Genomic DNA, 12977 nt, shown 5'->3' with positions numbered 1-12977 from the left:
ATTATTCTTTTTGGATAAGAGAATTTGATCTGCAAATCTCCGCGTAGGCTCGGACGCTTGGGCGAATCTTGCGTTCCAGCGTCTGGTAATCAATTTCCACCAATCCAAACCTGGGCCAAAATCCCTTATCCCATTCAAAATTATCCAGAAGCGACCAGTATAAAAATCCTCTTACGTCCACACCACTTTTATTGGCGCGATACACTTGTTCAACGAGCGCCTTGATGAACCATTCTCGACGGGAATCATCCGCATCCGCCAATCCGCTTTCCATGACATACACGGGCACATGATATTTTTTGAGCCCCATCAAAGTATAATAGAGCGCTTCCGGATACAGCTCCCATCCCATATCAGAAAGCTTCATGTTTTCGTTCTTGTTGAAGCCGTAGTCTATTCGGTTGTGAAGATAATTATTGAGACCGACGAAATCTTGATAGCGCGAAATTTTGTTTAAAAAATAATCATTCCACCACCAGTCAACCGCCTTTTTCAACATTCTATTGATAAACGTATTTTGGTGCGCTTCAAAATAAATATTATGAGTCGCGACTCCCACCTGCGCCAAGGGCGCTATTGCCTTAATCGCTTGATATGCTTTTTTGTGCGCGCCGATAATTTTGTGGATGACCCAGAAATAGAGAAATACATTTTTTTTTCCCGGAGGCCATTCCCCTGTGGTATATCCATGGAGCGCGTATATTTGCGACTCATTGATGGTGATCCAAAAACGCACATCGTCTTTGAAGAGAGACGCGAGCTTTGCCGCATAACGCTCAAAATACATGGTCGCCCCGGGTGCTTCCCATCCTCCTTTCTCCGCAAGCCATAGTGGCAGAGGCCAGTGCCAGATCGTTACGAACGGCTCCAAGCCACGCTTTTTGAGCGCTTGGATCACCTGCCGGTAATGTTCAATTTCTTTTGTATCAAACTTTCCCTCTTCCGGTTCAATACGCGACCATTCAATGGAAAACCGATGAGCATTGTGCCCAAGCGACTTCGCGATATCAAAATCTTCCTCGTACCGATTGTAGTGATCCGCCGCTTTCCCTGAAATATAGTTCGCCGGGTCAAACATCTCGGGAAATCGCTCCTGTTGCCATGGCTCCCAGTGTTTTTTCGCCTCCTCTGCAAAACGCTCCGCGTGTTCCTTCTCCCATTCCGACCAATCATTGGTGTTCCCTCCTTCCACTTGGTGCGCGGAAGTTGCCGCGCCCCAGAGAAATCCTTTCGGAAATTGTAATGCCTTTTTTTCCATTATTAAAAATTATACCATAAAAACTTTTGTCCTACTGTTCTCTTAGGGCTTCCGTTCTGCATATTCGCAACTCCTCTGTTTCTCTCCAACCGCACGCACCGCTCTTTTGCCTCTCACACACCGCACTCCGATAGCAGGCATACTCGGGTTTGTATTCGCACGTGGTCATGATGTTGCCCGCTTGTTCCTCTTCAAGACACAACTGACCACTGCATCCGGCAGGCACACAGCCGCTCTTAGATCCGACATCTGCGGTAGGTGTTTCTTTGAGAGGCGCCTCAATCTCTTCAGTGAAATGCTTTCCTTCCGATGTTCTGCATTGGCGCGGATAAGACTCCATGACAGGAAACCCCGCCGCGGCGCATTCTTCAAATGTGTTTATGAGATCCGCGGTATTATTTTTCCTGATTTTTTCCTTTTGCATTTCCACGCTATTTAAAATAGCGCCGGCTATGCCGGCGAGGACAAGGATAAGCAGTAGAAACAAAAATATGATCTTCTCGTTTAACATGAGTCTATTGTACCGCACACAGCACCACAGGTAAACCGAGCACCACTTTTACCCTTGAAACAGGAGGTTTTTTGCGCATGGCATATTATTGTTTCTGTAGATACCTAACGAAGAAGTTAGTAAAAGTGGTGCTCGGTAAACAAAACGCTTTGCCGCCCTCCGTAAAAAACGCTGCTCCGGCATATCAAATATACCTATTGACACCTGAAACGGTGGTGCTAAGCTTGAAATATGCAAGTTCTCAAAAAGGTCGCACCACACGCGCACTTCTTGTTTTCTAAGTTGCTTCGCATCTAAGAAAACAATGTCGTTGTTTACTCGTTTTAATATCTCAAAAAACCATGAAAAATATGAAAAAATACATTCTTTTCTTTGCTCTTATGTTGTCGCTCGGATTCGTATATTCTCAAGCGGTATACGCAACTCCCGGCATCACAGTGGATTTCACGGTCATGCAAGAGCGGCTTGAGAACGGCGTCGTTTCTCGCGAAAGAAGTTCGCGTTTGGAATTAAGGAACATGAACGCGCGCGAGGGAGCGCTCCGCGCAGAAGACGAGGTTATCGTAAAATTCAAAAACGAATCCCGTTTCCAGAGGATACGTCTTTCACCAGGAGAAACACTTGAAACAGCATTGGGCAAATACCGATCAAACTCGGATGTTCTCTATGCCGAACCGAATTATATCGCACACTCATTCATGGTGCCAAACGACCCGTTCTATAAATATCAATGGCACTTGGATAACCCTGTGTACGGAGGCATTGAAGCAGAAGAGGCCTGGAATACTTCAACAGGTTCAGGTGTTACCGTTGCGGTCATTGACACCGGAGTGGCGTATGAAAATTATACCGAGAAGAATCGCCGGAATAAATATTATCGCGCCCCCGACCTCGCTGTCACGCTCTTTGCTCCCGGTTACGACTTTGTGAACAAAGACACTCATCCTAATGACGACGAAGGCCACGGAACGCATGTGACGGGCACTATCGCACAAAGTACCAACAATGGCGTCGGCGTAGCGGGTGTTGCCCACAAAGCGCGCATTATGCCGATCAAGGTACTCAATAAAAATGGAAGCGGCACCTACGCAGACATAGCCCTCGGTGTGCGTTTCGCGGCCGATAATGGCGCGAAAGTCATCAACATGTCGCTTGGCGGTTCCGCAAAAGCTTCCTACCTTGAAGAGGCGCTCGCTTACGCCTATGGAAAAGGGGTGACCATCGTCGCCGCGGCAGGCAACAGCGGGAATGACACCCCCTCCTACCCTGCCGGATATGACGCGTATGTCATTTCAGTTGGAGCGACTCGCTATGATGAAACCCTGGCGCCATACTCAAACTACGGCGCAAGTATTGACATCGTTGCTCCAGGCGGCGATCTCTCGGTTGATCAAAATGGCGACGGCTACGGAGACGGCGTCTTACAGCAAACATTCAGCAGACAAACAAATAATTGGGGATACTATTTCTATAACGGAACATCCATGGCAAGCCCTCATGTGGCGGGAGTCGCCGCACTGCTCATTGCAAACGGCTATGCCACCACACCTGCCGATGTAAGAGCGGCAATTGAAACAACCGCCCAAGACCTAGGCGCTCCCGGAAAAGACAACACGTATGGAAACGGCTTGGTGAATGCTGCGGCGGCGCTCGACTGGAGGCCATAACTGAACCCTATTCCTAGTTAGACCGGTTAAACAAAAACCCCCGCGCGGGGGTTTTTGTTTTCTAAGAACTAATTTCAATATTCTCTTCATTAGTCACATCTTCTTCACGTTGTGCGCCTCTTTGCGACCGTTCGGAATCTCTCGCATCGCGCGGCGCGCGTGCCGGTTCTGGCTCTCCCTCGTTCTCGGTGTTTTGCGAAGTTTCCTCTTGTATCTCGGCGTCCTCTGTCGCGTCTAGAGAACCTTCTTCTCCATCATTTAAATTTAAAGGTGGGGCTTCCCGATAAACAGTAAGAAGTGAGGAAAAATCACTTGGATTATTCGTGTCGTAGCCATCCGGTACGCGCCCGAGCGTGCCACCCGCGCCGGGCGGCACGACTCCGGGATTCCATATATCGGCATTATAATTCGTCCAACTCCCATCAGGCGCACCCCAATTCATCTGGTCAATAATCTCACCGTCCGGACGTTTAAGCACGAGCATGTCCGCGCCGTTACCGAGTCCGTCACCAATGACCCCATCAGAAACAACGATTGTTACCACCCCTGGAGGGATGTCGTGCGTGTCCCATGCCTCCGCAGAGCCTGCAATGATCGCGAATCCATGAGGAGGAATGGGGGCGTCAGCGAGAAGTTCATCACATGACGCGTTGTCGCATATCGTCCAACCGGATATGTTAACCTCCTCATCCGTTTGGTTGTAAAGTTCAACCCATTCGTGATCCGCATGGAACGTGCCGCCGCCCTCTGCGTTATTTCCGCCGGTATTTGCTGTTGCGGTCGCATTATTCGTGACTATCACACTATTGTCGTTCACGACAATAGTGTCTCCTCCCTCTTGATCGCAATGCGCTTCGTTGTCATCTCCGTACGTATCATGAAGCGGATCTCCGCACGCGCAGGTGTTAATATCCGTTTCGTTTTGATTGATGATATTTATGACGGTCACTGTTGAAGAAGCGTCCCCCGTGTGGATGCCTCCGTCTTCTTCGCCCTCTTTTTCAAAATATACCTTATTGATACGCAATCCCGCGGAATAAATGCTCCGCGTTATTTTTTCCGTGTCCTTAAACCCACCCTCTTCATAATTTGGCAGGTTATGCCTCGTCTGCCAGCCGTTAAAGTCGGTGTCAAAGCGGCATATCCGGTTCGCAAAATTTTGACCGGTGGAAAATTCAAAATTCCAGGCTCCAAGAGTCGTCGTTGTCGCCGTAAGCATGTCGCGCAGTAAGCCGTTGTATGGTTCTTCACTGCCAACTATCGCTCTTGTTGAAAGCGCGCCGCAAAAATCCGGATCGCCGCCAAAATTCGTGCTTGACGCGTAATACTGGAACGGATTGCTTCCCGCAAGCGCCGAGACGCCCACATCGTATGCGCTTGATGTACCCTGCTCCATATTAAGCCATACGGAATTGCTCCATGGCGTGAGCGTAAGTGAAAAGTCAATGACACCGCTCGCAAACAAATTTGCCGACGATCTTTCAAGGTCGTTGAACACGGAGACAGTCTTTCCCACGGTTCCAAGCGCCATTCCACTCCCCACAACGATAAGGAACACCGCAATTATTCGTGCGTACGATGGGGCAACGGATGGTCGCGCTGTCGTCAGAGTCGGTTTTTTGAGAACAGGCAGAATCTTGATATCAATGATCTTCCTTCTTTTTCCCCGCGCGGAAATAGGCATTGCACCACGCAAATTAAGAGTATGAGCGTGAGTTTCTTTGATTTTTTTCAGTTGTAATATATGTCGTGCCATACAAATATATTTACTGTTTATGCCCTCTTCCCGTTTTCTCTTGCTTTACCCCTCATCCTTCTTACCTCTCTATATATTTTGTACACTTCGTCAATCGCGACGAGTCCCGCGGGGATGACGATCAAAACCACGAATCCGATGGGCGTTTTCGCCGCCGCGAGTACATATCCCAAAAAGGGAATATCAAAAAGCACTTTTCCGATCACATGTCTCGCCAATACCTCTTGCGTGTCTGTATCCTCGTTCGCGTCGCCCTTCGTCACATACACGGGATTTCCGTTTTGAAATCGTATATCAACGATACGGTGGGTGGTGGGCGCTTTCGTTTTTGATACGGGACCGAAAGTGATCACGTCTCCCACACTATATTGAGACACGGGCTTCACCACGACAATGCCTCCGGTATTGATCGCCGGCTCCATAGAACCGGATTGAACAATGAGTATCTTGAAGTTGCCCGCGATAGGAAAGACTGAAGCGATTAAAAGTGCCGTGATAATCACCACCATTGCTCCGAATAGGTACGATACAATTTTTGTTACCATATATGAAGAGCGCGACATTGTTTTCTTAGGCGCGAAGCGACTTAGAAAACAAGAAGTGCCCGTGTGGTGCGACTATTCATGCCTCAATCTAGAACCCCACTCATAAGAATGTGGAGTTGGGCGAGAGGCATTATATCCGCGGCGAAATTTACAGAGGCGGATTATCGTCGTTCGTGATGGTGCAGGTAATGGCTTCGCCTTCAGCAAGAGTGATTGAACCTCCAAGCACTGCCGGACATGATTGCCCATAGTTAGACACGCCTAACATTGAGATAAATGTGTATCCTGATTGCTGTGTTTCATTAATGGTATGAGCTATATTCGCGAGGGTTGAAGTTGCTGTGTTGTTCTGCACCAAGCTACCGTCAACAAGGAGTGGAAACTGAACCGGTTGTTTGATTCCGCCGTTATTGTTAATTACGCTCTTAATAAGAGTAATATTTCCCGGAAGGTCGTTGTTCGTGATCGTGCAGGTTTTGGCATCGCCCGGATTAAGGGTGATTTGACCTGAAGCATCACAATCGCCGCTAAACGAAGCGACATAACCAGAGATACCTGTCTCCGTGATTATGTAATTATCCGCCGCAAACGTTGTCGTTGCGCCACTCGTCACATTGGTTACCACCGTCCCCACAACTTGAAGCTGGAAATCGGCAATAACGTTGTTTCCGCCGTTATCGTTTGTAATTATCTTAACGACGGTGAGCTCGGCCGTGCGGGTTTCCTGCCCACTGCAGAGGAAATTAGGATTATTCCTGGCCTGAATTGCTCTGAAAGCAATATCAAGCGTTGCTCCATCGGTCTGTGTCAGGTTATTAAGCGTCGTTCCATCGCAGTCAACACCCGGGTTTACGGTCGGATCAACCCCCTGTCCGGCTGCTACCGGGTCAAGAGTTAATGTTCCAAAGCACCATGCTTTTCCAATGTAGCGCGTCTCATTTCCGGGAATTGGTCCGGGCGCGTTCGTCCAGATGTTGTTTAATGAATCGGCAAGGGCAACAGAGAAGGTTGAGGTTGTCGCGAGTTCCGTAAGTGTTTTAACGCCGCCGGAAATGGAATTCTCGTCGTCTTCAAAGACGTTATCACCATCATCGGCCCACCAGAACATTTGGAGATTGTCGGCAAGCTCGCCGTCCCATGTATCGTTGATATCCTCCGCTACGTCGCCGGCCCCAAGTTCGGGTTCGTTTGAAGAGCGGTCGTCATCCGAAGTAAGCGAGATGTCCATACATGCGTACGCGTCATTCGTGCCTGCGTGAAGCGAAATGGTGTCCTCTCCTTCATCATCCGGCTTAAGGTCGGTGAAATTGAAGAAGAGCAGGCCGTTGACGAGATCCGAAGCAAGCCATGTCGTCGAAGTTGAAACCGCCCCGTTGTAGTAACTTTCGTTATCTACCTTCAGGTCAATTTCTCCCGCCGTGAACGTATTGTCGGCAGAAACTTCGGTATCCGAAAGAAACGCGCCGGTACCCACGGTAACTACCGCGATCACCGCGAGCATCATTCCAAGACTTAACAGAATTTTTTTCATAGGTTTATGCCGCTCCTAAATATCAAGAAATTCCCCTCAAACTCGAAACTTAGATTTGACGTATTAATTGATAAACCTACTAGAGATCTCTCTGACTGCAAAGAAAACCGGCATTGTTTCTGCTTTGCACGGCATAGAAACCAATGTTGGCAGTCAAGCTGTCGGTTTGAGTAACATTGTTGAGACTTGAAGCGCCACTGCAACTGAATCCGCCATCAAGTTCGTCAATAACTCCATCCCCATTGTTGTTCGTCGCCGGGCTCCAGTCACCTGTAGGACTGTTTTGAGGAAGCGCAGCTTGCCCAATATCACCAAAACACCATGCTTTTGCGATATAGCGAGTTGATCCATCTCCTGGAACAGGGTCGCTACTCGTAGCACTCCAAACATTGAAGCTTGCGTCTGCTAATGTCACACTCGTTGTCGCGTTAAGACTCAAAGCGCCAAGAGTACCTCCCGTTCCAGGAAGAGTTGCCTCATCCGACTCAAATACATTGTCTCCATCATCAGCCCACCACATGAATTCAATGTGATTTGCCAATTCTCCGTTTCCGGGACCATCAGTAACATCACCATCTTCACCTTCCGGCTCTGTAATGCCGTTGTCGTCGTTGCTGGTAAGAGTTACATCCGCGCAAAGCCACGAATCATTGTTATTGACATGAAGACTGATCGTGTCTTCTCCGTCATCACCCGGCTTTACATCAGAGAAATTAAAAAATTTCTCAATGGTCAAGTCTGTAAGTTGCCAAGAAGTACTTGTTGAAACTTGAGAGTTATAATAGCTCTCATTGTCTACTTTCAAATCAATTGCTCCAGCCGCAAACGTATTGCCCGTTGAAGTTTCCGTATCCTGGAAGAATGCGCCAGTGGCGCCCGCTACAATAACTCCCGCAAAAGCGATTGCACTTAAACTTAGTAATATTTTTTTCATACGAATTAACAAATAATTAATAAACTAATAAATAATAATTAGTGCCGAGATGTCAGACCACATCTCGTACTCTTGTTAATCAAAGTATCGCAAGTATATGACGCAGAAGCTATATCACTCTCTACCACGCTTATTTGCGTTATCCATCCTCACAAAAACAAAGTATGTTGTGAGCTATGCATTTTTCAGCAAATTCTATTGCAAAAAAAGTGGATAAAGTGTAGATAAGCTGTGGTTAACTGACGAAAACAAAGACGCCTTCATGAAGGCGTCTTTGTATGTTTACGGAAGCATTGTCCACTGATCGTTAAGACCAAATCCTGGAGTTCCGATTTTAGTGAGAAGGCCGTTGAACCCTCCTACCGGATCGTTATAAACCTCTTGGATAGTAGTATACTGTCCCCAAAGTGAGCTTCCGGGCCCCGTCCAGACTATCTTTGTGAAATAAGTGTAGTGAGCATCCTGCGAGCCGTTTCCGTCGGAATCATAATCGCCCTCATTTTGATTGGTTAACCATCCCATGCTTGTTCCGGATACCGCTCCATTTACCAATCCGCGATCTAACTTGCCGTCATTATTGCAATCCTTATTGCTAAGCCACGCATCGCTCCACTTCATCATCAATGAATCGTCAACGTAATCACCGGTTGAACCCCAATATGTTCCGTCAATATTTCTATCTGAGCTGTCGTATGTCCCGTTGAACATGTGCGCTTGATAATTATAACCGAATTCATCATAACCGGTTGTTATTGGGTTACCGACTGAATCAGTAATAGTGCCATCACCAATGACCGCGCATGTTGTTGGTGCTGCAAACACAAATGTCGGAGTAATGAGGATCGCCAGAGTAAGGATAAGTGTAGGAATTTTCATAATATATTTTTTCATATTTTTATTTCTTTTAATGCTTATAATTAATAAGTCCGACCTTTTTATTGTTTGTGGCTAGAAATTGAATAGAAGCCACGAAACCATTCTTCCAACACCGTTCTTTACCGCGTCGGTAACCGAGCGGAGAGCCTTGTTGGCATCTCCGCGGAGCGACTCAATCGCTCCCGCGACAAGACTGTTGCCGTTATTTTCTGTACCGCTCTCCGGTGTTTCCACGGCGGCAATTCCCTCGTTTGCCGCATTCACCACGCCCACTTGGGTAAATTCCGGCAATTCGTTCACTTGTGTCTTCAATCTCCCGATGAGCGCCTTGAACGCGTTCACTTCCAGCTGTTCTTCCAGACTAAGCGCAAACTCTGCTTGTCCGGCGCAATAGAGTTCGTTGATCTTTTTCTTCGTAGTGAAATACACAAACCCCGTGTTGCGTTCAAGTCCCCATGGACCCAAAATGTCATCGCGGTACTTGCTCTGGAGTGCTTTTACCGCCGCGAGCGTCGCGCTATTGTACGTTCCCGTTACCGCAAGGTCGGTAAACCCTTCATACGTTTTCAGGAATTGCTGGAGTTTCGTGACTTCCGCCGGGTCATTGTTGGCGCCGGTGCGGATAAATCCGCGCAGATACGGCTCGCAGGTAGGTGCGGGTGCTAACTCCGGGGCAGATATCACTTCGTTGCCCACAATTATTACATCGCTCGTCACAACGGCTGAATCTGCAAAATAGCCGTAGAATGGATTAACGGAAGGATGCCTGCCGATAGAAAGCACCTGGGCATGATTTTTATACACTCCCGGTGTTGTACTTGCGTTGAAGACAACCGTATAAGTGACGGTGATTTCCTCATTGGGTAATATCTCGCCAAGTTCCCAGTATTCTTCATGGATGATTTTTTCGGCTTCGTCGGTAATCGTATCAACCAATACTGCGTGGTATGCCATTCCGCCTTCGTTGTTGACTACGATTGTGTAGTCAACGGTGCTTGAGGCGGTAATAGCAACCGTTGAACTTGCATTGGATGTTTTTGTAATTTTCAATACCGGATCAGGGGTATAAGAAACGCCTGTACCGCCGCTGTTGTTGTTTCCGGAAGAAGGATTGCTTCGCAGCGCCATGACGTCAATCACTTCCGTGTTGTTTGACGGATCACTGTCAGTTTCGTTAAGAGTGGCGGTCACGCTCGCGCGAAGCAGTGTTTCTCCGTAGGGAATATCACTGCCGACATGCGCCATATACGACACATTCACACTTCCGTTGGCCGGAATATTCCCGATGTTCCAGGTGATACCCTCGGGGAACACGCTGTCATGCTCGTCAAAGGAGAGGAACGTGTCGTCAAAGATGTTCTTTAATTTCACGTTTGTCGCGCGGGCGCTGCCCAAGTTGGAAACCGTAAAGTTATAGGTAATATCCGAACCGGGACCGATGGAGCTTGCTTCCGAATGTGCTGACCCTACGGTCAACAGATCCGGTTGTCCGAATGAAATGTTACCGCGCCAATTGCCAAAGATATTGAAGAACAGGAACATCAAGTTCTTCCCAACTATATTAGTATTAACAACATTGGCGACATTTGCTCCCGCGTACGCATTACCTGTCCGTATTGCCGCCTGACCGTTTTCCGTATACGCTTTGTTTTCTCCCGTGAGTGCGTACACTTGCACGTTGTTTTTTATAAGCGCCGTATTGTTGTTTTCTACATGAAGCGACCCGCCTAGAGTGCCGTCGGAATTTTCCGCTGGCGCGCCGTCTGTCTCTTCCGGTGTGTTGAATAATTGGACGCCGTAGGGTGTTTCGGCCCACGAGATCCCCGGTGGCGTACCAAAGACGCTTCCCGACCAATTTCCATAGATTCGGAACATCATGATAACCGTACTGCCGCCAAAGAGATTGGTATTAACGACATTGGCTACATTTGAGCCCGCGTACGCGTTGCCGGTTTGTATAAATGCACTGCTCGTGCCGGTGTTGTTCGCGCTGTTTTCTCCCGTATTTGCCTCCGCGTTCACGCTATTTTCAACAGTAGCTTCATTCGTATTGTGTACCGTAACATCACCACCGGAAGGCGAGGAGCCGTTCGCGCCCAGAAGATGAGAAAAGAAATTCTCTCCGGGAAGCAGAACATCACCGTCGTAATCGCCGAAATTATTGAACGCAAATAAAAGATAATTTGAGTTCGTGATATTCGTGTTCGCGAGATTGAACACATTCGCTGCGGCGTACGCGTCACCGGTATAGATGTTGGCAGAGCCACTTGTGCTGGTCGCGTTGTTGCCGCCAGTCGTTGACCGAACGATAACAGTGTTGGTGATTGTCGCATTGTTGTCATTTTTGACATTCAGTGTCGCTCCTCCCCCTTCGCAGGATTCCAGTGTACATGGTGATCCTTCTCCCCCGCCGTTTTCAAAGAAGCTGAAATAGTCGTTCAGATCAAGGGTACCGTTGCCAAACAAACTATTGAGAAAGAATAGGAAACCGTTTGAATTTAAAATATTCGTGTTGACCACATTGATGATATTCGCGTAGGCAAACGCATCGCCTGTATCTATCACCGAGTCTCCGCCTCCTTCCGCGCTATTGTCACCCGTAGCGGCGCTCGCGCTTACCGTGTTCGTAGTGGTCGCTTCATTGGTATTCGTTACGGTTGTTGAGGCGGTGGTCGTCGCTTCTTCTTCTGTGGTCAACAGCTCCGGCGTGGAAGACGCGGTGTCGCCTTCTGTCATCTCCGGCGTGGATGAGGCGTTTCCCGTTGTATCAGTTATGTTCGTATTTGCAGTATTTCCTACGTTTGCTCCCGCACCCGCGTCGCCTGTTTTAATAAACGCGCCTTCTTCGGCCGGAGTACCGCTGTCGCCAGCGCTACCCTCTGTGTTCAGTGACGCAGGTGTGGAAGATGCAGTGTCGTCTCCTAAAGTTTCTGCGAACGCGACACCGGTCAAACTGCCGAACGAGAGAGGGATAAGCACCAAGAAGCCGACGAATCGCATCGTCAATTTGGTTACTTTATTTTGTGAATATATTGAATACATAAGCCATCATTTGTGAGAAAAACTTGATGAAGGAAAATTTTGTTTCCGTGAATATTCCGACCGATTCATCCACTACTTCATTCGGTGTATTCTCTTCCGTATTGTTAATTATTTCCCCCGTGAGCGCACCCCCTCCCGGTTCAAGATTAGGATTATTTGCTCCGGCTTCCCCTTTTGTGGTTACTTCCACCGTCTCGTCTTTGTAAAATGTATTAAACTCTTTTCCTTCCCCGGCGTTATCGGTGTGTTCGTTGATGAACTCCATGACCTTACCGTCTACGACCGTTTTAATGAACACGTTAGCCGACGTTGTTCCTTCCACTACTTCACCCCCCTCTGCGCTGTTGCCCCCGCTTCCAGCAGAACTGGAAACCGTGTTGGTAATCGAGTTCGTAGCCGCCGTAACAGAGAACATGGGCATGAGAAGGAGCACCCCGAGCGCGCCGCACACTATGTTCACTTTTTTATGTGCCTTGTTCATAGTTCCCTCTCTAAGATCTCAATGAGCTCCTTATACAACACAAGTGCAATTTAATCAAGACCTTAGTAGAAGGCGGGAAAACACTCTTGAAAGAGCCCTTTCCCACACCTTCTTTAAACACACAGGACCGTCCTATGTATTTGTTAGCGCAGAATGCGTGTCAGGTTGCGATTGATAACGTTGATCACACCTGCGTTTGCGTTTGCATGACCCGTTTGGATCAACGCGCCAGGACCTCCCTGACCGCCTGTTCCGCCGGAACCGGTTGTACTGTCGTCAACATCGTCACCGTTGTTGTCAATGTCACCGCCATTGCCTCCCTCGCCGCCGGAACTTCCATCAGCAGAGTTGTCGCCGGTGTTCGCCATAGCTACAA

11 protein-coding genes are annotated in these 12977 nt (G+C 48.2%); 1 reads left to right on the top strand and 10 read right to left on the bottom strand.

Annotated elements, in window-relative coordinates; translation table 11 throughout:
* Window position 1: 1 nt before the first annotated feature.
* The gene (locus AAB523_00420) at window positions 2–1258 is read right to left on the bottom strand and encodes a glycoside hydrolase family 1 protein (GenBank protein ID MEK7555732.1); all 1257 of its coding nucleotides are present in this window, start codon (window positions 1256–1258) and stop codon (window positions 2–4) included.
* 31 nt (window positions 1259–1289) lie between these two features.
* Complete coding sequence (locus AAB523_00415; protein MEK7555731.1) at window positions 1290–1769, bottom strand: hypothetical protein; 480 nt, start codon at window positions 1767–1769, stop codon at window positions 1290–1292.
* Window positions 1770–2110: 341 nt separating this feature from the next.
* Here AAB523_00415 and AAB523_00410 point away from each other — a divergent pair, with 341 nt between their 5' ends.
* Entirely contained in the window at window positions 2111–3436 is a 1326-nt protein-coding gene (locus tag AAB523_00410; protein ID MEK7555730.1) for a S8 family peptidase, read from the top strand.
* A 61-nt stretch (window positions 3437–3497) separates the two neighbouring features.
* Here the strand turns inward: AAB523_00410 and AAB523_00405 are convergent, their stop codons facing one another.
* The 8 genes from AAB523_00405 to AAB523_00370 form a co-directional block, all read right to left on the bottom strand.
* The gene (locus tag AAB523_00405) at window positions 3498–5192 is read right to left on the bottom strand and encodes a lamin tail domain-containing protein (protein MEK7555729.1); all 1695 of its coding nucleotides are present in this window, start codon (window positions 5190–5192) and stop codon (window positions 3498–3500) included.
* 17 nt (window positions 5193–5209) lie between these two features.
* On the bottom strand, window positions 5210–5737 hold the full coding sequence (locus AAB523_00400; GenBank protein MEK7555728.1) for a signal peptidase I: 528 nt from the start codon (window positions 5735–5737) through the stop codon (window positions 5210–5212).
* Window positions 5738–5885: 148 nt separating this feature from the next.
* Window positions 5886–7268: a SipW-dependent-type signal peptide-containing protein gene (locus tag AAB523_00395; GenBank protein ID MEK7555727.1), complete on the bottom strand. Its 1383-nt coding sequence runs from the start codon at window positions 7266–7268 to the stop codon at window positions 5886–5888.
* Window positions 7269–7347: 79 nt separating this feature from the next.
* Window positions 7348–8202 carry a SipW-dependent-type signal peptide-containing protein gene (locus tag AAB523_00390; protein MEK7555726.1) on the bottom strand — a complete coding sequence of 285 codons (855 nt, stop codon included), beginning with the start codon at window positions 8200–8202 and terminating at the stop codon, window positions 7348–7350.
* Window positions 8203–8484: 282 nt separating this feature from the next.
* Window positions 8485–9093 (bottom strand): hypothetical protein, encoded by a 609-nt coding sequence (locus AAB523_00385; protein ID MEK7555725.1) that lies wholly within the window; start codon window positions 9091–9093, stop codon window positions 8485–8487.
* 57 nt (window positions 9094–9150) lie between these two features.
* Window positions 9151–12120 carry a peptidoglycan-binding protein gene (locus tag AAB523_00380; protein MEK7555724.1) on the bottom strand — a complete coding sequence of 990 codons (2970 nt, stop codon included), beginning with the start codon at window positions 12118–12120 and terminating at the stop codon, window positions 9151–9153.
* Complete coding sequence (locus AAB523_00375; protein MEK7555723.1) at window positions 12095–12601, bottom strand: hypothetical protein; 507 nt, start codon at window positions 12599–12601, stop codon at window positions 12095–12097. Before AAB523_00375 ends, AAB523_00380 begins: the two co-directional genes overlap by 26 nt.
* Before the next feature lie 143 nt (window positions 12602–12744).
* Window positions 12745–12977, bottom strand: a 233-nt coding sequence (locus tag AAB523_00370) for a hypothetical protein (protein MEK7555722.1), incomplete at its 5' end; no start/stop codon positions are given.

Source organism: Patescibacteria group bacterium (assembly GCA_038063375.1).
GTDB lineage: Bacteria > Patescibacteriota > Minisyncoccia > Phycocordibacterales > JANLHH01 > JANLHH01.
Note: the sequence above shows the minus strand (reverse complement) of the source record. Positions and strands in the feature narration are given on the sequence as shown.